The sequence below is a fragment of the Chlamydiota bacterium genome, assembly GCA_016178055.1.
Lineage (GTDB): Bacteria > Auribacterota > JACPWU01 > JACPWU01 > JACPWU01 > JACOUC01.
Genome location: JACOUC010000023.1, coordinates 1 through 22,767 on the forward strand (window position 1 = coordinate 1; position 22,767 = coordinate 22,767).

Below are 22,767 nucleotides of genomic sequence, written 5' to 3' on the forward strand. Positions count from 1 at the left end.
GGAATAATCGCATTGTCGGTGATGCGAATGTGTTCGGGGCAAACTTCGGTACAGCATTTGGTGATGTTACAGAGTCCCGAACCCGCTTTTTCCTTTAGAAATTCCACGCGAGATTCTGTGTCTAGGGGATGCATTTCCAGAGATGCGATCTTGATTAAAAAACGAGGGCCGGCAAACGACTCTTTCTTGTCATGGTTTCTTAAGACATGACAGACATTTTGACAGAGAAAACATTCGATACATTTGTGAAACTCTTGTGAGCGTTCGACATCTTCTTGCTGCATTCTCCAGGTTCCATCGGCTTCAGGGGCTTTGGGTTTGAACGGGGGAATGGTTTTAGCAACTTTATAATTGTAAGAGACGTCGGTCACCAGGTCTCGTATATGAGGGAAGGCTTGCATGGGTGAAATCGTGATGGGTTTTCCTTCAGGAAAAATGTCCATTCGGGTCATGCACATCAAGCGAGGCTGGCCATTGATCTCGGCGCTGCAGGAACCACATTTACCTGCCTTGCAATTCCATCGCACGGCGAGGTCTTGGGCTTGAGTCGCTTGAAGGCGATGCACAACGTCAAGGACGACCATGCCTGGGTCAAGAGGGACGGTATACTCTTGAAAGTTGCCTACGCCGTTTGAACCTCGAAAGATTTTTAATGTTGTGTTAGCCATAGATTCTTTCCTTAAATTAAAAATCAAATATCAAAAATCAAAATGACATATTAAAAATTAAAATGTATCTTTTGCAATGGCGCTAGAAAATTTTTGGATTTTGATTTGTCATTTTGATTTTTGCACTTTGATTTTTGAATTATGATCCATCCAAAAGTTTCTTCAACTCATCTGGAATGGGCGTAATAGGTTCCAGTGCTGTAACAATCTCCCCCCCTTTTTTTCGCACCGTAACGTTCACCTTTCCAAAATTGGGATCCATTTTAGGATAATCATCACGGGCGTGACCCCCGCGTGATTCTTTTCTTTCCAAGGCTGATTTTGTGACGGCTTCTGAGACGAGTAATAAGGAAGAGAGATCTAGGGCCGAATGCCATCCGGGATTGTACTGGCGATGTCCTTCCACATGAACTTTTTTGGCTCGGGCTTTTAATTGAGAAATTTTTTCTAAAGCGGTTTTGAGTTCTGATTCGATTCGAATAATCCCAACCAAACTTTGCATGATTTCTTGAAGCTCTTGATGAATTGTATAAGGGTTTTCGCTCCCAGAATTTTCAAAAGGTTTTAGACTTTCAGCGGCGAGGGAGTCTAATTGATCAGAAGAGACAGAGAGCGTTTCTTTGAAATTTTTTGCGTATTCTGCGGCGTGAAGTCCGGCTCTTCGGCCAAAGACCAGAAGATCGGAAAGAGAATTTCCTCCGAGCCGATTGGCGCCGTGAAGACCTCCGGCCACTTCACCCGCTGCAAAAAGGCCGGGGATTTCTGTCGCTGTGGTGTCCGCTACCACACGGATGCCGCCATTCATGTAATGGGCTGTGGGTCCGACTTCCATGCGCTCTTTCGTAATGTCTACGCCTGAGAGTTCAATAAATTGATGATACATCGAAGGAAGTTTTTTCTTAATATCTTCTGCGCCCAGCCTGGAAGCAATGTCCAAGAAGACGCCGCCGTGAGGACTTCCTCGTCCTGCCTTGATTTCTGAATTGATGGACCTGGCGACTTCATCGCGGGGGAGTAAATCGGGTGTTCTGCGATTATTTTTTTTGTCTTTGTACCAGCGGTCTGCTTCAGCTTCATTGTCCGCTGTTTCTGCTTTAAAGAAATCAGGGATGTATCGAAACATGAAGCGTTCATCTTTGCTGTTGCGCAGTGTTCCGCCTTCTCCGCGTACGCCCTCTGTGACGAGAATCCCTCTGACACTGGGGGGCCAGACCATACCCGTCGGATGAAATTGTTGGCATTCCATATCAATCAGCGCGGCGCCTGCCTCTAAGGCAAGCATGACACCGTCGCCTGTACCTTCCCAAGAATTTGAAGTAATTTTCCAGCATTTTCCAATGCCTCCGGTCGCTAGAATAACGGCTTTGGCTTTAAAGACTACGAATTTGCCGGTTTCTCTCCAATAACCGAAGACCCCAGAAATTTTTTCTCGATCTTTGAGCAATTTTATGATGGTGCATTCCATGTAAACGTCAATGCCTTGATGAATCCCATGGTATTGAAGGGTTCGAATGATTTCGAGTCCGGTTCTGTCTCCTACATGGGCGAGTCTTGCATAGCGATGACCGCCAAAATCGCGCTGAAGAATTTTTCCATCTTTGGTGCGGTCAAAAAGGGCGCCCCAGGCTTCGAGTTCTCTCACGCGATCGGGCGCCTCCGTTGCATGCAGCTCGGCCATGCGCCAGTTATTGAGCATTTTCCCGCCGCGCATGGTGTCTCTGAAATGCACTTTCCAATTGTCTTCGGAGTAGACATTGCCCATGGCCGCTGCAATTCCGCCTTCAGCCATGACTGTGTGCGCCTTACCCAGAAGGGATTTACAAATGACGGCAACCCGCAGACCCTGGCTTGCAGCTTCAATGGCAGCTCTTAAACCTGCTCCACCGGCTTCAAAATACTTGATGCAAGCACATTGGCTATTTCAACGACTTCTTTGAGCAGAAACTTCGTTTCCTTGACATTGTTATGGTTTACTTCGGTTAGGATTTCTAACCAAAACTTTGATTCGTTTGCGGATTTAAGGGCGTGAGTAAAAAAATTGATAAAATCATTTTTCGAACTTGCAGCCCTTGCCTCAAAATAATTTGCCCCAATACTTGTACCGCTTCGCAAAAGTTGATTTGAGACAATTTGATAGATTTTTGTTTGAGGTAAGCCCTCGATATGGGTGATAAGTTTAAGAATATAAATCTTAATTCTATTCTTAAACTCACTTTTGAATTTTTCTTTTTCTAATTTTAAATTTTGCGTTGTCATTTTGATTTTCGATTTTTGGATTTTAGATTAGAAAAATCTCCAGTCCTTCCAGATTCCCATGGAAAGGAGTCGAACGTAAAGATCTGAAAACCCAACCCAACCCAAGCTAATCCACATGTAAAGCCCGTGTCTTTCATTCAAAATACTGACTTTTTTCCATAGAAAAGAGCGTTTGGGACATTGAGAGAAACAGTCCAAATTGCCGCCCACCAAATGGCGAAAGGCATGACAAGAAAAAGTATAAAGAGAAAGAAGCGTTGAATTTATTAGGAGAACCAAAGAGCCGATTCCAAAGCCGAATCTTCCAGAAAATATGAAACCATGAATGGCATCGAGCCACAAAACAGCCAGTTCTATCAAGGTGGTGTAGAGAAAGAAACGATGAAGGTTTTGAAAAATGAAAGGAACTTCTTTTTCTCCACTGTAATTTTTTCGTCTTTCTCCAACAGCACAAGCAGGGGGATCCCAGAAAAAAGTTCGATAGTAAACGCGACGGACGTAGTAGCAAGTTCCCCTAAATCCAAGTGGAGCCCAGATGGTTAAAAAGGCCGGAGAAAAGGGCCACCAGGCCGGATGAATCGGCCAGGAAAAAGGTGAATGATAATTCTGATATTCAAAATGTCCCTTTTGAAAAGCCGCCCAAGTAGCATAAATGACAAAGGCTAAAATGGCTAGACTGGAAGACAGAGGGGCCAGCCACCAAAGATCGGTTCTTAAAGTTAAGACAGAAGAATTATTTTGTGTTTTTGAAATATTCATGATCAATCACATTTAGAAAACGGCCCTCAAGCTATCATAAAGAAAGGAATGTCGTCAACGATGATGAATGGATTCCAGTATGAGACCAAAAATTTAGAGGTTTCGGGGAAAGAGTTTGAATATATTCATATTCGCAAAGATCTTTTTTGGGGTTATGAGCGGCAAAAAGGTTTTTTGATTGCTTCACCAGAAAAGGCGCTCGCGGATCAAATTTATCTTGTTTCGAAAGGGCTTCGTAAACTCGATTTTGACGAATTAGATCGGTCGTGTTTCAATCTAAGGTATTTTAAAAAAGTTGCGGCTAAGATTTCTTATGCTCCATTCCAAAAATGGGTTCAAAAATTATGCTGACTGAAGAGCAGCTTCAAAATCTTTCAAGACGGTTTCAAATCGATATTTTCTCGATTTTAAGAGAGTATCTTCAACTGCTTTTTTTGAAAATTTTTTATGAATTAAAAGGAAGTGAGAAGGTTTATTTTAAAGGAGGAACGGCTATTCATTTTCTTTATGGTTCATTCCGATTCTCAGAGGATTTAGATTTCACAATTTCCTCTCGGCTCATCCGTCTTCAAGATTTGCTGAAAGAGATGGTGGGTCGGATGTCCTATGAAATTCCAAGTCTTAAGCTTATCCAAAGGGATTCCCCTGAGGGAGGATTACATTAAAAGGAAAATGGAATGGTACAAGAAATCTTTTTCGATTTCTGATCTTGTGGACCGTGTGAATTTTTTTAAAGAAAAAAATATTAAAAGGGATCTTCAAAAATTTTTACCCAAAAATTACCGCCCTTTTTTGAAGGAATTAAAGGTGAAAACGCTTGCAAAATTAGATTTGATGATGCACGGCTAAATTTTTGTGAGCGCGATTTCATCTTTGATTTCGGTCAGGTTTATCCGATGGAGGGGTTGGAGGTTCGGGTAAACGGTCTCCTTTGTTGCTACCATCAAAAACCCCTGGTCTTTGATTCTTTCTATCTTCCAGACGATCTTGGATATTCTTTTTGGTTTCTTTTTGTGATATTCCAAGTTCATCTTTCCTTCGTTCGGTGGTTGGCCTAACTTCTTTCAAACGTTGAAGATCTTGCTCCACGGTTTTACTCACTCCCTTTTCTACCTGAATGTTTTCTTTATAGATATCTTTATGACTTTCTTCTAATCGACCTTTGATGGGAGGAATGTTTTTATTAGGCTCTTTTGAATTGTCTTCTAATCCCATTTCCATGCCATCCTTGAAATTGCAAAATTTGATGATTTGAGGGTTAGAAATGCATAAGTTACCGATGATATCTCCGAACGGTTTCATGGCCTCAAGCACTGTTTTCCCTCGAACTTCAAGAGAGGTGATGATGGAGCCATCTGAAAAATGTCGGATTTCAATTTGTTGGGCCCGCTGCACAATTTTTTCAAGGGCTGTTTTAATGGCCTCTTTTTGATCAAGATTTTCTAAATGGATGATTTCCTGTAAAGTTTTGAGCAATTGATTTCGGGCTTTTTCTTGCGCTTGTTTTAAAATGCTGATTCGAGTTTCTTCTCCAAATTTCAAATTGTATTCTGCCTCATTTAAAGGAAGAATACTCATTCCAAAATCCGCAAGGGCATGGTCACAGGAATTATTTAAATTGGCTAAATTAATTTCGCATTTAGCTTCGAAGCGGCCTTCTCGGTTTTGAGTGGAGCTAACGATGTTAGCTGAGGCCAGGACGTTATAAATTTTTGGAAGGAGGAAAGCATTTTCTTCCATTATTTGCCCTAGAGTTTGTCCTTCACGATCTGAAAGTTGTGAAATCATCTGGAGCAGTTTTTCGGTAGCTTGAATTTTTGCTTCTTCAGATGTTTCTCCTACTCCCAGGGCTTGAATCTGATGATCTTTTTCGTTTAACTTATCCTTGAATTTTTTAAAAGTCTCTTGAGGGAGAACGCCTTGACCCATTCCATCAATGTGAGCATTTTTCCATGGGGCGATTTTCATGCTCTGAAATTTTTGAATGATGGCGAGTACGTTTTCTTCTAGTAAACTGCTGATTCTGACTTTGTGATCAAGAACGGCCACGATCATTTCTTGAATCGTAGCATCAAAATTTACTGAGAAAACAGTCCCCTGAACTCCGGCTACGGCAACAGGCGTTGCCACGTTAAATTCAGTTTGGGCAGGGAGCTCGTCCAGTTTGGCCCAAAGCTCTCCCTGAAGTAAATTGAGACGGACTTCTTTTACGACGGAACCGTTCTTTTCAACCTCTTCGCCGAGTTTTTCGATTTTGACCCGTGCATTTTGTTTGACTCGGAAAAGATTTTTTTCGTCCAATTGAATGATGCAATAGCAATGAGCTCCTGTCAGGAGGGTGTCGGCAATAGAAACGGTGTCTCCAGCTTGAGCTTGTTTTTCAACTACCCCGGTCTCTATCTTGACTTGCCCTTGAAGGTCTTTGATTTTAGCTTGAAAAGATGCGTTCGCCAAAAAGGGGAAGAAGAGGTTGTTTACAAAGAGCGCTATCAACCATAAAGTTTTTTTCATTCTTTTTACCTTTCTTAAAACAGGATCTATAATCTTTTTAAAAATGAATGGGGCGAATTATAGCACTTTTTAAGGACTTTTCTTGCATTTTTTTTGTGAATTTTTGTTATGATTATTTTTATTCAATGGATAACAATAGTCCACAGTCGATAGTCGATGGTCGACAGCTTTGAAGGGATCGTTTATTTCTATGGACTGTGGACCGTGGACGTATAGATCACTTTTTGTTATTGGACCCTGATAACAAGAAAGCGAATTAAATCTAACAACTAACAGAATGGGGATTGATCTTAATGAAAGTTCTCGAAAGAAATTCTAAAGCTTTTAAGGAATGGGCTGTCGTGGTAGATGCTTTAGGACAGGGGCAGCAAGTGGTGATTTTTAGAAAAGGGGGGCTTGAGGAAGGATCGGGAGGTTTTGAGATTGAAAATCGGGAGTTCTTTCTTTTTCCGACCTATGAACATCAGAAAAGGCAAGAGCTAATCCCTTCCGTTCATTCTCGTCTAGAGGAAATCATTCTTCATCGACCTAAAGATCAATTTATTCATCTTCAGTATTATGCGACCATTCAATCTGTTTTTAAAATCACGGATGTGAAAGTTTTGAGGCCCTTAGAAGGACATCACATTTGGACCCAGTCCCTTTTAGAAGAGCGATTTTCTTGGGGGAAGAAAAAGGGTCTTTTCGCCCTTATTTTGAGGGTTTTTAAGCTGCCTCATGAAATTTCTCTTCCGAATCGGTCAGATTTTGGGGGATGCCGATCTTGGATCGATTTTGGGGAAAATTTTTCAACCGAGGGAGTTCCGGTATTGTCGAATCCAGAATTTCATCAGAAAAAACATACCATTGAAAAGCTTTTACAATGAATTCTTCCATGATCCAACCACCTGCCGATCCATAGAATGCGGATTAGATATCGTAAATAAGTAAGGAGAAGACATCATGATGATTATAATATTACCCAAGGACAGAGATAGGAAATGAGAACCGAGACGCAACAGCTTGAGCCAGATTGACCTGAAGACAAGGTCCCCGAAGGGGGAAACGTAGGCATACACTGACAGGTGTCTGCCGAGGCTTTCTGAAGGTCAAGATGGCCAAGATCTTGCGTCGAATTCCATTTTCCTATCTCTGTTCTTGGGTATTATATAGAGTTGGCTCTTCGTTCAACCCCTTGCTGTTGCTGCTTGGGACTAGTCCGAAAGAATTGGACCAAACTCTGGTGGTACAGCAAGTGGTGGGATCGAGCCAAAGAGAGAAAGAGAGGTGGTGGGATGATTCTTCATCAGCTTGAATTGGGTCCCATGCAGAATTTTGTCTATCTGATTGGATGCCCCGAGACACGTGAGGCGGTGGTGGTGGATCCCGGTTGGGAGCCTGATCAGATTCATCAGGCGCTTGAAAAAAAAGATTTAAAACTCAAAGGGATTCTGGCCACGCATTATCACTTTGATCATGTGAATGGGATCGAAGGTCTCCTGAAAAAGCAAGATGTCCCCGTTTATGTGAATGAACATGACGCCTTTGCACTTAAAAAATTGGATTCCAATCTTAAAAAGGTTAAAGGAGAAGACACCTTAAAAGTTGGAAATCTAAAGATTCGCTTTCTTCATACCCCTGGCCATACGCCAGGCTCGCAGTGTTTTTTAGTCGAGAATGCGCTAGTTTCCGGAGACACGCTTTTTATCAACTATTGCGGCCGTTGTGATTTGCCAGGAGGAAGCCCAGAAGAAATGTTTCAGAGTTTATCGAGACTGCGCCTGCTCAATGACGAAATCATTCTTTATCCTGGGCACAATTATGCTGATCAGACTACTGAGAGCTTGGGGAAACAGAAAAAAGATAATCCCTACCTTCAATGTGAATCGCTCCCTCTTTTCTTACGAGCGATGGGGCATTTGCTGGAGTAGAGGATCATGCCGAAGGGGGAAGTATCTTTTTTAGAGATCCCAAAAGAGGAAGAAGTCTGAATGAGTAGATTTAAATGAATGGGGATGTCTCTTGTTTTGACGGCTGTTATTATTTTGCTGGGCTTTTGGGGTTGGGACATATGAGGTTACTGGATTACAGCCGATGTTTTTATTCTGATTTTTTCTGTTGTCAATGGTCTGGTTTTACTAAGAAAGAATTGAGCAAGCAAATCTGATAGAGTTCAATATCCAAAAATGTTCTTTTATGAAAAGGGATTTTTATGGAAAAGGTTTTAAATTATGTTGATTCGCATCGAGGTGATTTTCTTTCCGCTTTAAGTGATTGCTTACGTATCCCCAGCATTAGTGTAAGCCCGAGCCATGTTCAAGAGGTGGCCCGATGTGCAAATTTTTTAGCCGGACGGTTAAAAAATTTAGGTTTAAAAAGTGTAAAGGTTTTTCCGACCGAACGTCACCCGATCGTTTATGGGGAATGGTTAGAAGCAGCTCTTAAGCCGACGGTTTTGGTTTATGGGCATTATGACGTTCAGCCCGTAGACCCTCTCAACGAGTGGGTGAATCCGCCTTTTGAGCCACAGGTTCGTAAGGGGGATCTTTATGCCCGAGGGGCCATTGATGATAAAGGACAGGTCTATATCCATTTATCAGCCATCGAGGCTTTTTTAAAAACTGAAGGACGATTGCCTGTCAATCTAAAAATTCTCTTAGAGGGAGAGGAAGAAATAGGCAGTCCCAATCTCGAAAAATTTTTAAAGACTCATCGGGATTTGCTCAAATCAGATTTCGTTATTATTTCTGATACGCCAATGCTTGATAAAGGAGTTCCTTCCATTTGTTATGGGCTTCGGGGCCTTTGCTATATGGAGCTAGAAGTGACAGGGCCTGTGCAAGACCTTCACTCGGGGATGTGGGGAGGAACTCTGGAAAATCCTGCGAATGCCCTGGCGGGTATTTTATCTCGTCTCAAAGGGAAAGACGGAAAAATTCTTATTCCAAATTTCTATAAAGAGGTTCAACCTTTATCCAAACATGAAAGAAAGATGTTGGCTCAGCTTCCTTTCTCTGAAAAGAAATTTCTAAAAATGATGGGTGTGAAGGAATTGATAGGGGAAAAGGGGTATACGACGTTTGAAAGGATGTGGGCCAGGCCGACGCTAGATATTAACGGAATTTTCGGAGGTTTTTCTGGAGAAGGGTCCAAGACCATTATTCCTGCGAAGGTGGGGGCTAAAGTGAGCATGCGTCTTGTGCCTAATCAAGATCCAAAGAAAATTGCCATTGCCTTTCAAAAATATATTAAAAAAATCTCCCCTCCTACGGTAAAGGTGAAGGTGATCAAGCACCATGGCTCTCAGGCCTTTCTTGAACGCCTCGATCATCCCGTTCTTGAAATTGCGTCGAGGGCATTAGAGACTGCCTTTGGAAAAAAGGCTCATTTCATTCGGGAAGGGGGGTCTATTCCATTTGTGAAGACAATTTCAGATATTATGAAAAAGCCATGCCTTCTTCTAGGGTTTGGGCTTCCTGATGAAAATGCCCATGCCCCCAATGAACGGCTGCATCTGGATAATTTTTATAAGGGTATTCTAAGTATGGTGGATTTGTATGATCGTTTGTCAAAGTAAGAGGATTTCCCCAAAAACAGTGATATAAAGTAATAGTTTAGCTCCGGGAACCGAGGCAATTTTTGATGGGGACGCTCGCCCCGACCAGCGATCGGGACGAGCTCGGTGAAGTCGTTCGCTCACCTCGACTATTCGTCGAGGTACCATGCTCGCGAACGACTTCAACGCCCCATCAAAAATCGCCTCGGTTCCCTTGAGGGAGAATGGGAGCTAAACTATTACGATATAAAAAGGATGCCTTTCGAGGAATATTAACATTTTATAAAATACTGTTTAAACGGTAAATTTTTATGTTTTAATCCATATTTTTCTTTAAAATATAGAAAAATAGTGTAATATACTGCTATGGCGGTATTAAACAATGAGTAGCATAGATAATTTCAAAAAAGAGATTAGCGAGTTGGTGCACCTGCACCGAAACAAAAGCTCGTTATCCCAGATAGCGCTTGCCCAGCTTGCAGGCGTAGGTAAAACGGTGATCTTTGACCTCGAGCACGGGAAAATGACGATTCGGTTGGATACTTTGTTGCGCGTTTTCGATGCTTTAAATATCGAGATTCGTTTTTATAGTCCGCTTCTGCAAGCCATGAAGGAAACGTAAGTATGAAAAAAGCTAAGATTTATTTCAATAGTCGTCCGTCTGGAATTCTGACCGAAGAGAACGGGCATTATGTTTTTAAGTACAGTAAAGATTACAAAGGCCCTTCCATTTCCAGGACCATGCCTCGTGAAAAAGAGCGGTTTGAATTTGAAGAGTTTCCGTCTTTCTTCGACGGGCTTCTTCCCGAGGGCGTGAACCTCGAAGCCTTTTTAAGGAGAACCAAAATTGACCGCAGGGATTATTTCGGGCAGCTTTTGGCTGTGGGACGTGATCTTGTCGGCGCCCTGACTGTGGAGAAAATGGCGTGAGCAAGACAAATATTTGCGCCATTACGTACAGAAATATTCCCGACGGGGAACACTATTCTTTGCAAGGATTGAAACTCCTTTCACCTGGACTCAAGAAGCTCGAACCGCTCCATCTCACGCTGGAAGAACAGCGTGAAGAAGCAGCGGCACGTGCAGGGAAAATGTCGATACAGGGAGTGCAGGTCAAGTTAAGCGTTAAGCTGGCTGTTTCGGTAGGTCGATTCAAAATAGTCGACTACGGCGGCACGTACATTTTAAAACCCGCTCCTGCGGGCTACCGTGAAGTGCCTGAAAATGAAGATCTGACCATGCGGCTGGCGGCGATTTCGGGTATCCAAGTGCCCGTGCACGGTTTGGTGTATGCCAAAGACGGAACGCGGACTTATTTCATCAAGCGTTTTGATCGCAGGAAAGGCAAAAAATACTATCTTGAAGACTTCGGTCAACTTCTTGGCTTGCCTAGAGAAGTTAAATACAATACCTCTATGGAAAATTTCGCCAAAACAGTCCAACAATACACGACTTTCCCGGCCCTGGAGTGTCGTGAATTCTTTCTGCGGACACTTTTTTGCTTTTTGACGGGCAATGAAGACATGCATGCCAAGAATTTCTCGTTGTTTTCGGCAGATAATCAGGTTTTTAAACTGGCCCCGGCTTATGATCTTTTAAACAGCACGATCGTGGCCTTAGGAAAATCAAAAGAAGAACTTGCCGTGCCGCTTGCTGGGAAAAAATCGAAATTGACTCGAGAAGACTTTTTGCAATATCTCGGAAGAGAACGGCTGAGCCTGAATGAAAGAACTGTTCAAAGCTGTCTCAAACAATTGCAAGACGCATTCCCCGAATGGAGGCGTCTGATCGAGAGGAGTTTTTTAAGCGAGGAAATGAAAAAGGCATATTCAGAATTATTTGTCGAACGACGGGCGCGATTAAAATTGTGACCCCCTTTTTAACCCGAATTTCTCATCACATTTCTACTCAGAGCGCCAATTCCGCCTCGTCTGCGTCGTCAAACTCGGTCGGCCCTGCTCAACGTACTGATGAGTACGCCTCACACGGCCTCGGTCGTCTTCCTCGCATCCAAAGCGGACTTGACGGTCTCGCTACGAAATCTGATGAGAAACCCGGGTTAACTGCGTTGCGTAACTTAAAAAGGAGGGCTTTATGTTTTTGAAGAACCACAAAGGATTTTTTTACGGAGAGGTATTTTTAATTTTCTTTTTTGTTTTTCAATTTGGGACAATCATAAGTTTTTCTCATCAAGCTTGTTGTGACGAACAGGTTCTGGTCTTGGGTGAACCTTTTCAACTTAAAGTAGGGGGAACCGTTGCTATATCATCTGAAAATCTTAAAGTTACTCTAAAAGGAATTCCTTCTGACTCTCGTTGCCCTGAAGGAGTTGAATGTGTTTGGGCAGGACAAGTAAAAGTTTTGGTTCACCTTGAAAAAGATGGGCAGGATTTAGGGGGGCATACGCTTCCTTTTCCGATCTTTCCAAAAAGTAAATCCCCTGAAATCGTGGGAGGATATTCTCTTCAAATTTTAAAAGTCGATCCTTATCCCAAAAGTGGGGATAAAATAGAACTTTCAGAGTATCAAGTGGATTTGGTTGTGAAAAAGGCTGCCGCCCTTGAGTGAGCAAATTGTGTTACAATAAAGATTGATGACAAATAAAGAGTTTTTAAAGAAATTGACCCATACCCAAGGGGATTTCATTCAGGAGTTTTTCCATCTTCTTGAAAAGGAAGATGCTTCCTTTTGCGTGATAGGGGGGCTAGCGGTTAATGCTTATGCTGAACCTGTGGTCAGTTTAGATCTTGATATTGTGATCGTTAGCCAGAAAATAGATGTTCTTATCCCTCAGCTCAAGAAAATATTTAAGTTAAAGATTTTTCCCAATAGCATCAACATTTCATCCGATCAATCGGACTTAAGAATTCAGATTCAACGAGATCCCAGATATCAATCCTTTATTCAGGGAGCCCAAGTCAAAGATGTTTTAGGTTATCGTTTTCCCGTAGCCTCTATTGAGGATGTCGTTCAGGGAAAAATTTGGGCGATTCAAGACCCAAATCGCAGGCCGAGCAAAAGGCAAAAAGACCTTGCAGATTTAATGAGATTGGTCGAAACCCAAAAAGAACTGATGCGATTGATTCCTGAAGAAATTCAGTCCTATCTCAATTTTCTTTCCTCATAACCTAAACTCAAAATCAAGTTTTGGATTTGGGTTAAACAATTCTTTTTAAAATCACCACCTTTCCCTCTTTTTGATAAATCGCTCGGAAATATTTTGAATTGTGAAGCGTATCAAAATTATAAGTGACTCCCCATTTTTTATTTAGAAAATTTCCATTATTTCCCATGTTTTGAGAAATGAAAAGATGAGTGGCCCCATAGCGTTTCATGAGGGAAATGGCTTCTTCAGGAATCGAAGTTGTATAAATTTTATAAACGTCTTTTGCAACAATATAGTTGTGCTGGCTGATGTAAGGTAGATGGACGTTTCTAAGTGGGAAAGCCATTCCTTCCAAGGCCTTGCCCCCTGAAAATCCTGAGAACATCTGTGCCCGGTAATAATCTGCAATGATTCGGTCGGTCGGTTTGGAATGGGTTCTGAACCACTGGGCGGCCTCAATCTCGTCTATGGTAAAGCCGGCATTCTTAATTCTTCGTTCGAAGTTATAGATGAAATGCATGTCAGCGAACATCAAAATGAAGATGAGAGGAATGATCGACATAAAAATTGCTCTTTTCCCTCCTAATTTTTTTAAAGTTTGAGAACTTATGATGCCAAAGCCAAAGGCGAGGGGTTGGGCGAGGAAGCAAAAAAATCGAAACCCCTCGAGAGGTTTAAAAAGGGTGGACCAAGATAAATCAACTCTCCCAAGAAGTTTAAGAATATGCTCATTTTGAGTTTCTAAAAGGGGAAGAAAAGCCCAGATCAGGGGAAGCCAGTTCCAGGTTGTATCCTCTTTTTTTCGAGAAAACATTTTAATGAAGAGAAGGGTGAGAAAATAAATTCCTACAATTCCCGCAACCATCCCATAATCCATGAGTTGTTTGGTGGGAATGTGGTTGGCGCTTGAGGTTGTGATGGACTGAGTCCACCACCAGTAAAGATGCTGGGGTCCCCACCATCCTACGGTCAGAATTTGAGAAAGACCCAATGCTAGAAGAAGATCAAAAAAAATCCGGGGTCGGGTCATTTTTTTAAAGAGTAGACCTAAAGTAATTGGGAAAAGAAAGCAGGGAATAAGAAAGAAAGAGAGATGGACAAAAAAACAAAGAGCCAACAATCCTCCCACGAGTAAAATGCGCAAATATTTTGAGACTTTTCGGACCTCCTCACTTTGATAACGCAAGGCATGTTTAATCCAAATGAGGAGAATCAAGGGAATCATCAAAAGAGTAAAGGACTGAGGATCTGAAATTCCACTCCAGAAAACGAACGAAGGGGTTAAGGCTAAAAAGAGTGTGGCCAAAAATGCAACTTTTCTTCCCATGAGAAAACGGGAGAAAAAGTAAAATCCTAAAGGTACGAAGGATTCAAGAAAGGGAATGATTCTTGAAGAAACCGTTGAAAGATCCCAACCAGAGATTTTTGAGAGCCAGACAAAAATATAAAGACTAAAAGGGGGATACCAAAAAGGGACTTTTCCATTTTGGGTTAAGGGCACGGATTGTGAGTTCTGCGCTGGATGATCTGTTTTATGCAGGGGAGAGGCGGAACTATTTCCTCCATAAGCCTCGTAGCGGATATCGTCCTGGGGTAGATGTCCATGGTCCATTAGATTTTGAGCCATACACAGGCGATACCAGATATCTGCTTCAAAAGTCAGGAGATGCGGATCTTGGTCTAGTCGGGGCAAGAGACGAAAATAAAGTCCGGATCCATAGATGAGAATTAAAAAAAAGGTTTCGGTTACAATTTTTAAAACTTTTCGATTCATCACTCCATTATAAACATAATCTAATTTTAGTTGTATTTTTTCAGTTTTCCGACCTCTTTTTTATTAAAGCTAATAAATTCGTTGTCTGTTTTAAATCAATAAATCAATGAACGTCCCCTAAAACTTACGAAAGTCCCTGCATCAGTTTGATGAGGGGAAGAAACATCGCAATCACGATAAATCCAACGATGACAGCCAAGGTAACAATGAGAAGGGGTTCTAAGACCGAGGTGAGCCCTTGGACGGTGACATCAATCTCTTCATCGTAGGTATCGGCAATTTTGACCAACATTTCTGCAAGATTTCCTGTTTGTTCCCCAACATCGATCATTCCGGTCACCATGGGCGGAAATACCCGGCTCTCTCGAAGGGGGCCTACAATGGATTCCCCCTCCCGAATGCTGTCATGCACCAAGGTGACGGCTTTGACCACCACTTCATTGCCGATGGTATCTCGAACAATGGTCAGTGCCTTTAGGATGGGAACGCCACTTGAAATCAATGTTCCAAGGGTTCTTGAAAATCGGGCAATAGCAATTTTTCGAATAATCTCTCCGAAAATGGGTAGATGTAATTTAGTTTGATCTAATCGAAATTTTCCTTTCTGCGTTCGATTGACCAATTTTAAAATGGTGATGAGAAGAGAAAAGGCCAAGATAAAAAGATACCAGCGTCTCTTTGTGAAATCGCTGATGCCAATCATGATCTTGGTCAGAGTGGGAAGATCAATGTCCAGTTCGAGAAAGATGTCTGCAAATTTTGGAATGATGACGGTCACAAGAAAGGTCACAATTGCAAAAGCAAAGATAAGAACGAGGGTGGGGTAAATCATGGCTGACTTAATTTTGGCTTTCAGGCGTTGGCTTTTCTCCATGAATTCTGCTAGCCGGTTCAAAACCTCATCAAGAATACCCCCCGCTTCTCCTGCACGCACCATGCTCGAATAAAGTTTTGAAAAGGTCTTCGGGTGTCTTCCGAGGGATTCTGAAAATGTACTTCCTCCTTCGACAGAATCGGCCAAAGACCTGATCAGGTCTTTGAAGGTCTTATTTTTTTCCTGCTCTGTCAAAAGGTGAAGACATTTTAGAATAGGAAGACCCGCATCGATTAAGACCGCCAGTTGACGGGTGAAAAGGGTGAGTGCCTTGGGTCGGATCTTTCCCCTGAATAGTTTTTTTAAGAATGAAGGTCGTCCCTCTTTTTCTTGGGTTTGAGGGGCGAGGCTCATGGATTCAGGAGCCACAGACTCTGAGGCTTCGGTTACGTTGAGAGGATAGAGACCCTTACCTCTTAATAGGTTAATGGCATTTAAGGTGTTATCGGCACTCAAAGATCCTTTGAGCTGTTTACCTTCTGCATTGGTGGCAACATAGTTGAATTTTGGCATTATGTTTCCTTTGCAATTTCTTCAAAAGTTGTGATTCCATCATAGAGCTTAAGAAGTGCATCTTCCCTCAAGGTGCGCATTCCGGTCTCGCGAGCTTTTTGTTTAATGAGAGAAGAAGGAGCTCTCTCTAAAATAAGTTCTCGAATCGGTTCAGAAATTCTTAATATCTCAAAAATAGCCGATCGGCCCTTGTAACCGGTGTTGTTACATTTTGAACATCCCTGTCCTCGATAAAATGTAATGCCTTCGATGTCCTTTTGAGAAAGATGCAATTGCTCGAGTAAATCTAGAGAAAGGGTGACGGGTTCCTTACATTCTGTGCAGACCTTGCGGACCAAACGCTGGGCAACAGCGGCGATCAAGGTTGAACTAATCAAAAAGGGTTCTGCCCCCATATCGGTCAAACGTGCAATGCACCCTGCGGCATCATTGGTGTGAAGGGTTGTAAAGACCAAATGACCTGTTAAGGAGGCCTGGATGGCAATTTGAGCGGTTTCAAGGTCTCTGATTTCTCCCACCATGATTCGGTCAGGGTCTTGCCGTAAAATGCTTCTCAGGCATCGGGCGAAGGTAAGGCCAATTTCGCTTTTGATGGCAATTTGCATGATTCCATCAATTTCATATTCGATCGGGTCTTCGGTCGTAATGATTTTGGCATCAATGGTATTAATTTTTTTAAGAGATGAATAGAGTGTGGTTGTTTTTCCTGAACCGGTAGGACCTGTGACAATGATAATGCCATTGGGCTTTTCAATCATTTCTTCCATAATCTTTAAATGGTCTTCGGCCAGGCCCAATTGACTCAGTTCAAGTGAGACGACCGTTTTATCCAAGACTCTCATCACAACGCTTTCACCAAATTGAGTGGGAAGGGTTGAAACTCTTAGATCGATATGGCGACCCGCGATATTCAATTGGATACGGCCGTCTTGAGGAAGGCGCCTTTCCGCGATGTTCATATCCGCCATGACTTTAATTCTGGAGGTAAGGGCCAAGGCAAGCCGTTTGGGGGGAGGGACCATTTCATACAAGGTTCCATCCACACGATAACGCACTTTGAACTCTGTTTCGAAAGGCTCAAAATGGATATCACTCGCCCGGTCTTTAATAGCTTGAATCAATATCAGATTAAGGAGTTTAACGACAGGGGCTTCCCGAGCCAATTCTTTGAGGTTCCCAACATCCAGCGTCTCTGTGTCGCTGAGATCCTCTCCCAAGGAAAGTTCGGTTTGCATTTCTCCCAGTAAACTTTCAATCGATTCATCCGCTTGGCCATAATATTTATCGATGGCATAGACCATATCTTCTTCATTGCTCATGGCCCCCTTAATCTCATATCCCAGAAGAAATCGTAGATCGTCTAAAACATCTGGGTTGAGGGGGTCCGCCATGGCAATGGTCAGAAGTCCTTCTTTAAGTCTCAAGGGGACAATGCCATACAGTTTGGCCGTCGATGAATTGACACTTTTGATAACCTCCGGAGGAATCTCCATCTCCCTTAAGGAGACCTTTTCCATGTCAAGTTGCTCACCTAAGGCTGATAAAATCTCATCTTCAGAGAGAAATCCAAAATTAATAAGAACATGGCCCAGAGACTTTCCTGTGCGTAAATGTTCTTCATGAGCTTCATCCAATTGCTGTTGGGTGACCAGCCCTTTCTCTAGAAGAATGCGATCTAAATAACTTAAATGAAAATGTTCATTCATCTTATCTTTGCTCGTCCTTGTCCTTTGGCCTCTTCTTCAAATTTTTCGCGGATTTGATCTAAGAAATAGGCTTTGGAAATCATGCTATCATAGCTGATGAGTTTTCGTTGATAAAGTTGAGCCAGGTGAGCATCCATTGTGATCATGCCATATTTTGCTCCTGTTTGAATATCTGACGTAATGCGATAGGTTTTATTATCCCGAATGAGGTTTTTAATAGAGGGGGTTACAGTCATAATTTCAAAAGCAGCCACTCTTCCTTTCCCGTCCATTTTAGGTAAAAGCAATTGAGAAATCACAGCCTCGAGAGAAGAAGATAACTGGGCTCGAATCTGTTCTTGCTGGTTGACTGGAAAGGCATCGATGATTCGATTGACGGTTTGAGCGGCCCCTGTGGTGTGAAGGGTTGCAAAGACTAAATGTCCGGTTTCAGCCGCTGTAATGGCTGCTTCCATCGTTTGTAAATCCCTCATTTCTCCAATGAGAATTACATCGGGATCCATTCTCAAACCCCGCACAATGGCCTCTAAAAAGGTAGGGACATCGACTCCCACCTCTCTTTGAGTCACCAAGCTTTTCTTATGTTGATGATAATATTCAATGGGGTCTTCGACCGTCAGAATATGAACACCCCTTTCCAGATTGATGCTATCAATCATAGAGGCCAGTGTGGTTGTTTTCCCTGACCCTGTTGGACCTGTGACGAGAACAAGACCCCGAGGTTTATAAAGAAGTTCTTTGATCATGGGATTAAATCCAATTTCCTCAAGGCTTAATATTCTGGAGGGAATGACGCGAAGTGCCATGCCATAAAATCCCTTCTGACGATAGATGCTGACACGAAATCGGGCCTTTTCTCCAAAGGCGAATCCAAAATCAGCGCCTCCATTTTTCCTCAGTTTTTCTAAGTGATCCTCTGAGGCAACACCTCGAATGAGCCTTTCAGTATCCTCCGGTAGAAGCGGGTCTGTTTCCAAAGGAACCAGAATACCATGAAGACGAATATAGGGTGGGGTTCCTACCATCAAATGAAGATCGGAGGCATTTTCATCAATCACAATATTTAATAAATCAGTCATTTCCATAAAACCCCCCTTTTAAATTTCGGATTTCGGATCTCGGATCTCGAATTTCGAATTGAACAAATCCATACATTTAAAAATACGAAATCCAAAATCCGAGATCCGAAATAGTTTCATTCCTCATCTCCAGCTGTAATGCGGTAAACCTCTTCTAAAGTGGTAAGGCCCGCTAAAATCTTTTGGATGCCATCTTCCCTTAAGGTCCTCATTCCAATCTCTCGGCCGCGTTTTCTAATTTCTGAGCTCGGGGCTTTTTGATAAATCAACTGGCGAAGGCTATCATCCATCGTCAAAAGTTCCATGATTCCAATCCGACCCCGGTAGCCTACCCCACTACAGTTTTGACAGCCTTTGGGACGATAGAAATGGGCGTCTTTCAATTTTTCAGGTGGAATTTTAATGAGCTTTAAATGAGCTCGAGGAGGGTCAAAGAGCTCTTTACATTTAGGACACAGAACGCGAATGAGCCTTTGAGCCAAAACCCCCATCAGGCTTGAGGCGACCAGAAATGGCTTAATTCCTTGATCAGCGAGACGAGTGACCGCCCCAGGCGCATCATTGGTATGAAGGGTACTAAAAACCAGATGACCTGTCAGGGCTGCGTGAACAGCGATCTCAGCTGTTTCATGATCCCTGATTTCTCCAATCATAATCACATTGGGGGCCTGTCTTAAAATAGACCTGAGGACATTTGCAAAAGAAAGCCCGATCATTTCGTTCACCTGAACCTGATTGACGCCTGAGAGCTGGTATTCGACGGGATCTTCGACGGTAATGATTTTGCGATCAGGCCGGTTAATAGAGTTCAAACAGGCATAAAGGGTTGTTGTCTTTCCACTGCCGGTAGGACCGGTAATGAGAAGAATGCCATTGGGTTGGCGGATCAGTTGTTCAAATCTTTTTTCATCGTCAGAAACGAAACCCAGTTGACCCAGTCCCAGCAAAAGATTTGTTTTATCCAGAAGTCGCATCACAATGCTTTCCCCGTGATTAGAAGGGATGGTTGAGACTCTCAAATCAATTTGTTTCCCCATCAGACTCATCTTGATGCGGCCATCTTGGGGAAGGCGTCGTTCTGCAATACTCATGTTGGCCATGATTTTAATGCGTGAAAGGATAGAGGGCTGAAGTCGCTTCGGAGGACTTTGAACTTCTTGTAAAACCCCATCAATGCGGTAGCGAACTCGAAATTTTCTTTCAAGCGGTTCCAAATGAATGTCGCTGGCCCTATTTTTAAAAGCTTCTAAAACCAGAAGGTTCACCAATTTTACAATAGGGGCATCCGGATCCTCTTCCCCTTCCTCAGGGGAAGCATCTTTATCCAGAAAGCTAATTTCTGTATCCTTAAATTCGTTCAGCATTGCATCAACGGTTTCTTCAGAGACCCCATAATACTGGTTCAAGGCTTTTTCAAAATCTTCAGGATCTGCCAGAACGCTGACAATATTTTTTCTTAAGAGATAATGAAGATTATCAATCGCCTCAATATCAAAAGGGTCTAAGACGGCAACCTTGATGGTGTCGTCGAGCGCTTCTAGAGGGATGACTTTATAGCGGCGTGCGACAGAGGGGTCGAGAAGGTGAAGGATTTCTTTAGTAATTTCATGTTTTTGAAAGTTAAAAATTTCTAGTCCAAGTTCTTTGGCGACCAACTCTAGGATATGTTTTTTTTGGACAAATCCCATTTCGCAAAGTGCGTCTAAAAGGGTTTTCTTAACAATTTTTGAAAACTCTTGAGCCTTTTGAATCTCTTCAAGTGAAATGAGTCCTTCTTTTGATAAAAGATCCATTACTTGGGACTCGTTTTTGAACATTTAAATCTCCATAATGAATGAAAAACAATTAAAAGTTAAAAATTAAAAATGGAAAATAATGATGAAAATAACGTTCAGCTAACTCTTCGTCAAGATGAAACCGTGCTTTCATTTTCCCTCTTTGCAATTTCCAAGAGATTTTCCTTTGAGAAAATCTTAAAATCAACTTGGGTGAGTTGATGAGCTAATTTTGTTTTGTGAAAACGATTTTGAAGATCATCGGTTAAATTTTTTTCCATTTTTTTGGAAAGATCAGTCCATTTACATTCGGCTACTAAATGTCGTTGATTTTCTTTTTGAAAAGAAACCAGATCTAGTTCTACATCATCTTCCCAATAGCGGGCTCCTCCATAGGATTGGCGGCAGAAAATTTCCCATTGTTTAGAGGTGTGAAGATGAATGAGGTTCTTTTTTTCCTGCAAGCGGATTTGATTCCATCTGCCTCTGGCAGGAAGATAGGTTCCGTAATAAAAGGACAGGACGGGATCTTGGATGCTATAAAGAACCTTTTTTGTTGTTCGAACCGACTCCCCGAAAGGTAACTCTCTTGAAATAAGATTTACATCTAGTAAAAGGGCAAGGGGTCTGGAAAGATTTCCATGAACGGTTCCAATTCTAGCGCCAATTTCACTAGGTTTTGACACCCCTCGTCCAACGAGATCTAGAATGGCTTTGGGAATCGTTCCCGTGATGCCTTCATCCTGGATTAAATGCTTTGGCTCTTCTGAAAGAATGGCCGCAGGTTCAAAATAAAGCATTTCCGCTTGGTCAATCGGGGATCCTTTTGACATGAGTTTCCAGTAATGGGGAACTCCTCCCACTAGCGAGTAGCGCTCAAAGGAAGTCGGATCATGAAGGGGATAGTTTAAAGCCTTACAAAACCAGCGAAAGGGCATCGGCTCTAAATGAATGTGAAGAGAAGCACGGCCATAGAGAGGGGAAGCCTGATTTAGAAATTGAGTATAGAGCATGGATTGGGAAGATCCAGATACCCATAGAAAGGTTTTTTTATGGGGGAGTTCATGATCAATCCATTTTTGCAAGAGACTTGCAAGGCTAGGATCGCTCTCGATCCAGTATGGAAATTCGTCGAAGACCAATATATTTGGGAGAGTTTCCTTTGAAAGAAGAGTAAAAAATTCATTCCATGTCTTAGGAATTATTTGGCGAAAGAGAGGAAACTGAGATTTCATTTCTTCTGTTAGGTGAAGCAACTGCTGCTGAGGTTCTCCTTCAACCGCTTGATGGTAGAATCCTTGTTCTTCTTCGCATAGCTTGACCAGAAAGGCGCTTTTTCCAATTCTCCGTCGCCCGGTGATATAGCCAAAGCCTGTTTGGTGGGCGAAGCGTTTGGCTTTTAAAAACTCTTGTTCTCTATCCCAGAAGTTGTTCATAAATTATTATGCTTTAAAAACATGATGTTTGTAAAGCATTATGTTTTATAAACATCATATTTAAACTTTTGTCTATCGCGAGAGAATTCTTCTCATGCAGTCTCCGGTATTGTCTGCATGATCCGCAATCTCTCCCACTTGCTTGATCACGGTCATCAAAAAATAAATGTTCATGGGGTTCATTTGACTTTCGATCGAAAAAAGTTTTTCTAGGAAAGCCTGCTGGAGGGAATCGGTTTCCCATTCTTTTTTTTGCACCGCTTCAATGAGATCGTGAATTTCACGAATCATTTTTTCTGAAGAATCTTCTTCCAGGCGGATCAATTTTTCACTGGCTTGAGAGATGAGGATAAAAACTGTTGAGACCTCTGTGACCATCTGACTTAACAGGCTTCCAAATTCCTTAGGGATTTCCGTTTTTCGAACGGCCAGGAGGAGAGCCACTTCTTCGCACGCATCTGCAATGTTATCCTGCTCCTTAAGGAGGGCTAAAATATCTGCTCTATGGATGGAAGTAAAGAGGCTTTTTGAAAGCTGATCACGGATTCTTTTCTTGATTTCATCTGCGGTATGTTCTTCTTTCGAAATTTCTTTTGCAATTGATTTAATCTCATCCTGGTGTCCCTCGAGAACGGCCTTCATCAAAGGAGTCAGGAGTTCAACACAATCTTTTACCTTAAGCATATGCTCTCGCAAAGGCCCCAGCGGAGAACGTCCGAATAAACCTCCTAGAATTTTCACTTGTAAATCTCCTGTTCTTATAACCCCTCCAACT

23 protein-coding genes are annotated in these 22,767 nt (G+C 42.3%); 11 read left to right on the forward strand and 12 right to left on the reverse strand.

What is annotated here, in order from left to right; all coding sequences use genetic code 11:
* The 4 genes from HYS07_03010 to HYS07_03025 all read right to left on the reverse strand — a co-directional run.
* On the reverse strand, positions 1 to 668 hold a 668-nt coding region (locus tag HYS07_03010), incomplete at its 3' end, for a succinate dehydrogenase/fumarate reductase iron-sulfur subunit (GenBank protein MBI1870142.1).
* Between the two features lie 139 nt (positions 669 to 807).
* Positions 808 to 2,571 (reverse strand): fumarate reductase/succinate dehydrogenase flavoprotein subunit, encoded by a 1,764-nt coding sequence (locus HYS07_03015; protein MBI1870143.1) that lies wholly within the window; start codon positions 2,569 to 2,571, stop codon positions 808 to 810.
* Complete coding sequence (locus HYS07_03020; GenBank protein ID MBI1870144.1) at positions 2,538 to 2,924, reverse strand: four helix bundle protein; 387 nt, start codon at positions 2,922 to 2,924, stop codon at positions 2,538 to 2,540. The genes HYS07_03015 and HYS07_03020 overlap by 34 nt, the downstream gene beginning before the upstream one ends.
* Positions 2,925 to 2,951: 27 nt before the next feature.
* On the reverse strand, positions 2,952 to 3,683 hold the full coding sequence (locus HYS07_03025; protein ID MBI1870145.1) for a succinate dehydrogenase: 732 nt from the start codon (positions 3,681 to 3,683) through the stop codon (positions 2,952 to 2,954).
* Between the two features lie 60 nt (positions 3,684 to 3,743).
* Here HYS07_03025 and HYS07_03030 point away from each other — a divergent pair, with 60 nt between their 5' ends.
* The 3 genes from HYS07_03030 to HYS07_03040 are packed head-to-tail and all read left to right on the forward strand — an operon-like array spanning position 3,744 to position 4,532.
* Positions 3,744 to 4,034: a hypothetical protein gene (locus HYS07_03030; GenBank protein ID MBI1870146.1), complete on the forward strand. Its 291-nt coding sequence runs from the start codon at positions 3,744 to 3,746 to the stop codon at positions 4,032 to 4,034.
* Positions 4,013 to 4,348, forward strand: coding sequence for a nucleotidyl transferase AbiEii/AbiGii toxin family protein (locus HYS07_03035; protein ID MBI1870147.1), 336 nt, complete (start codon positions 4,013 to 4,015; stop codon positions 4,346 to 4,348). The genes HYS07_03030 and HYS07_03035 overlap by 22 nt, the downstream gene beginning before the upstream one ends.
* Positions 4,349 to 4,355: 7 nt before the next feature.
* Positions 4,356 to 4,532: a hypothetical protein gene (locus tag HYS07_03040; GenBank protein ID MBI1870148.1), complete on the forward strand. Its 177-nt coding sequence runs from the start codon at positions 4,356 to 4,358 to the stop codon at positions 4,530 to 4,532.
* 18 nt (positions 4,533 to 4,550) lie between these two features.
* Here HYS07_03040 and HYS07_03045 read toward each other — a convergent pair whose 3' ends face one another.
* Positions 4,551 to 6,194 carry a FecR domain-containing protein gene (locus HYS07_03045; GenBank protein ID MBI1870149.1) on the reverse strand — a complete coding sequence of 548 codons (1,644 nt, stop codon included), beginning with the start codon at positions 6,192 to 6,194 and terminating at the stop codon, positions 4,551 to 4,553.
* 293 nt (positions 6,195 to 6,487) lie between these two features.
* On the opposite strand from HYS07_03045, the gene HYS07_03050 reads away from it, so the two are divergent.
* The 8 genes from HYS07_03050 (at position 6,488) to HYS07_03085 (ending at position 12,856) form a co-directional block, all read left to right on the forward strand.
* Positions 6,488 to 7,060 carry a DUF1802 family protein gene (locus HYS07_03050; GenBank protein ID MBI1870150.1) on the forward strand — a complete coding sequence of 191 codons (573 nt, stop codon included), beginning with the start codon at positions 6,488 to 6,490 and terminating at the stop codon, positions 7,058 to 7,060.
* Between the two features lie 408 nt (positions 7,061 to 7,468).
* On the forward strand, positions 7,469 to 8,104 hold the full coding sequence (locus HYS07_03055; protein MBI1870151.1) for an MBL fold metallo-hydrolase: 636 nt from the start codon (positions 7,469 to 7,471) through the stop codon (positions 8,102 to 8,104).
* Between the two features lie 281 nt (positions 8,105 to 8,385).
* Complete coding sequence (locus HYS07_03060) at positions 8,386 to 9,750, forward strand: dipeptidase (GenBank protein ID MBI1870152.1); 1,365 nt, start codon at positions 8,386 to 8,388, stop codon at positions 9,748 to 9,750.
* Positions 9,751 to 10,111: 361 nt separating this feature from the next.
* The gene (locus HYS07_03065) at positions 10,112 to 10,351 is read left to right on the forward strand and encodes a helix-turn-helix transcriptional regulator (protein MBI1870153.1); all 240 of its coding nucleotides are present in this window, start codon (positions 10,112 to 10,114) and stop codon (positions 10,349 to 10,351) included.
* 2 nt (positions 10,352 to 10,353) lie between these two features.
* Positions 10,354 to 10,659 carry a HipA N-terminal domain-containing protein gene (locus tag HYS07_03070; GenBank protein MBI1870154.1) on the forward strand — a complete coding sequence of 102 codons (306 nt, stop codon included), beginning with the start codon at positions 10,354 to 10,356 and terminating at the stop codon, positions 10,657 to 10,659.
* 11 nt (positions 10,660 to 10,670) lie between these two features.
* On the forward strand, positions 10,671 to 11,600 hold the full coding sequence (locus HYS07_03075) for a HipA domain-containing protein (protein MBI1870155.1): 930 nt from the start codon (positions 10,671 to 10,673) through the stop codon (positions 11,598 to 11,600).
* Between the two features lie 223 nt (positions 11,601 to 11,823).
* Complete coding sequence (locus tag HYS07_03080; GenBank protein MBI1870156.1) at positions 11,824 to 12,297, forward strand: hypothetical protein; 474 nt, start codon at positions 11,824 to 11,826, stop codon at positions 12,295 to 12,297.
* 25 nt (positions 12,298 to 12,322) lie between these two features.
* The gene (locus HYS07_03085; protein ID MBI1870157.1) at positions 12,323 to 12,856 is read left to right on the forward strand and encodes a hypothetical protein; all 534 of its coding nucleotides are present in this window, start codon (positions 12,323 to 12,325) and stop codon (positions 12,854 to 12,856) included.
* A gap of 31 nt (positions 12,857 to 12,887) precedes the next feature.
* Here HYS07_03085 and HYS07_03090 read toward each other — a convergent pair whose 3' ends face one another.
* From HYS07_03090 to HYS07_03120, 7 genes are all read right to left on the reverse strand, one after another.
* Entirely contained in the window at positions 12,888 to 14,609 is a 1,722-nt protein-coding gene (locus HYS07_03090) for a hypothetical protein (GenBank protein MBI1870158.1), read from the reverse strand.
* A gap of 124 nt (positions 14,610 to 14,733) precedes the next feature.
* Positions 14,734 to 15,996 carry a type II secretion system F family protein gene (locus HYS07_03095; protein MBI1870159.1) on the reverse strand — a complete coding sequence of 421 codons (1,263 nt, stop codon included), beginning with the start codon at positions 15,994 to 15,996 and terminating at the stop codon, positions 14,734 to 14,736.
* Positions 15,996 to 17,702: a type II secretion system ATPase GspE gene (gene gspE / locus HYS07_03100; protein MBI1870160.1), complete on the reverse strand. Its 1,707-nt coding sequence runs from the start codon at positions 17,700 to 17,702 to the stop codon at positions 15,996 to 15,998. The genes HYS07_03095 and gspE (HYS07_03100) overlap by 1 nt, the downstream gene beginning before the upstream one ends.
* Entirely contained in the window at positions 17,699 to 18,781 is a 1,083-nt protein-coding gene (locus HYS07_03105) for a type IV pilus twitching motility protein PilT (protein ID MBI1870161.1), read from the reverse strand. Before HYS07_03105 ends, gspE (HYS07_03100) begins: the two co-directional genes overlap by 4 nt.
* A gap of 116 nt (positions 18,782 to 18,897) precedes the next feature.
* Positions 18,898 to 20,598, reverse strand: a complete 1,701-nt coding sequence (gene gspE, locus HYS07_03110; protein MBI1870162.1) for a type II secretion system ATPase GspE — start codon at positions 20,596 to 20,598, stop codon at positions 18,898 to 18,900.
* A gap of 89 nt (positions 20,599 to 20,687) precedes the next feature.
* The gene (locus HYS07_03115; GenBank protein ID MBI1870163.1) at positions 20,688 to 21,992 is read right to left on the reverse strand and encodes an AAA family ATPase; all 1,305 of its coding nucleotides are present in this window, start codon (positions 21,990 to 21,992) and stop codon (positions 20,688 to 20,690) included.
* Between the two features lie 72 nt (positions 21,993 to 22,064).
* The gene (locus tag HYS07_03120; GenBank protein ID MBI1870164.1) at positions 22,065 to 22,733 is read right to left on the reverse strand and encodes a TIGR00153 family protein; all 669 of its coding nucleotides are present in this window, start codon (positions 22,731 to 22,733) and stop codon (positions 22,065 to 22,067) included.
* Positions 22,734 to 22,767 lie beyond the last annotated feature (34 nt).

Excerpts from the sequence above, each read along its gene's own strand:
- HYS07_03030 (MBI1870146.1), top strand. The coding sequence starts at position 3,744 with ATGATGAATGGATTCCAGTATGAGACCAAAAATTTAGAGGTTTCGGGG.
- HYS07_03095 (MBI1870159.1), bottom strand. The coding sequence starts at position 15,996 with ATGCCAAAATTCAACTATGTTGCCACCAATGCAGAAGGTAAACAGCTC.
- HYS07_03080 (MBI1870156.1), top strand. The coding sequence starts at position 11,824 with ATGTTTTTGAAGAACCACAAAGGATTTTTTTACGGAGAGGTATTTTTA.
- HYS07_03115 (MBI1870163.1), bottom strand. The coding sequence starts at position 21,992 with ATGAACAACTTCTGGGATAGAGAACAAGAGTTTTTAAAAGCCAAACGC.
- HYS07_03105 (MBI1870161.1), bottom strand. The coding sequence starts at position 18,781 with ATGACTGATTTATTAAATATTGTGATTGATGAAAATGCCTCCGATCTT.
- gspE (MBI1870160.1), bottom strand. The coding sequence starts at position 17,702 with ATGAATGAACATTTTCATTTAAGTTATTTAGATCGCATTCTTCTAGAG.
- HYS07_03070 (MBI1870154.1), top strand. The coding sequence starts at position 10,354 with ATGAAAAAAGCTAAGATTTATTTCAATAGTCGTCCGTCTGGAATTCTG.
- HYS07_03020 (MBI1870144.1), bottom strand. The coding sequence starts at position 2,924 with ATGACAACGCAAAATTTAAAATTAGAAAAAGAAAAATTCAAAAGTGAG.
- HYS07_03055 (MBI1870151.1), top strand. The coding sequence starts at position 7,469 with ATGATTCTTCATCAGCTTGAATTGGGTCCCATGCAGAATTTTGTCTAT.
- HYS07_03040 (MBI1870148.1), top strand. The coding sequence starts at position 4,356 with ATGGAATGGTACAAGAAATCTTTTTCGATTTCTGATCTTGTGGACCGT.
- HYS07_03045 (MBI1870149.1), bottom strand. The coding sequence starts at position 6,194 with ATGAAAAAAACTTTATGGTTGATAGCGCTCTTTGTAAACAACCTCTTC.
- HYS07_03035 (MBI1870147.1), top strand. The coding sequence starts at position 4,013 with ATGGGTTCAAAAATTATGCTGACTGAAGAGCAGCTTCAAAATCTTTCA.
- gspE (MBI1870162.1), bottom strand. The coding sequence starts at position 20,598 with ATGTTCAAAAACGAGTCCCAAGTAATGGATCTTTTATCAAAAGAAGGA.
- HYS07_03090 (MBI1870158.1), bottom strand. The coding sequence starts at position 14,609 with ATGAATCGAAAAGTTTTAAAAATTGTAACCGAAACCTTTTTTTTAATT.
- HYS07_03085 (MBI1870157.1), top strand. The coding sequence starts at position 12,323 with ATGACAAATAAAGAGTTTTTAAAGAAATTGACCCATACCCAAGGGGAT.
- HYS07_03025 (MBI1870145.1), bottom strand. The coding sequence starts at position 3,683 with ATGAATATTTCAAAAACACAAAATAATTCTTCTGTCTTAACTTTAAGA.
- HYS07_03050 (MBI1870150.1), top strand. The coding sequence starts at position 6,488 with ATGAAAGTTCTCGAAAGAAATTCTAAAGCTTTTAAGGAATGGGCTGTC.
- HYS07_03060 (MBI1870152.1), top strand. The coding sequence starts at position 8,386 with ATGGAAAAGGTTTTAAATTATGTTGATTCGCATCGAGGTGATTTTCTT.
- HYS07_03065 (MBI1870153.1), top strand. The coding sequence starts at position 10,112 with ATGAGTAGCATAGATAATTTCAAAAAAGAGATTAGCGAGTTGGTGCAC.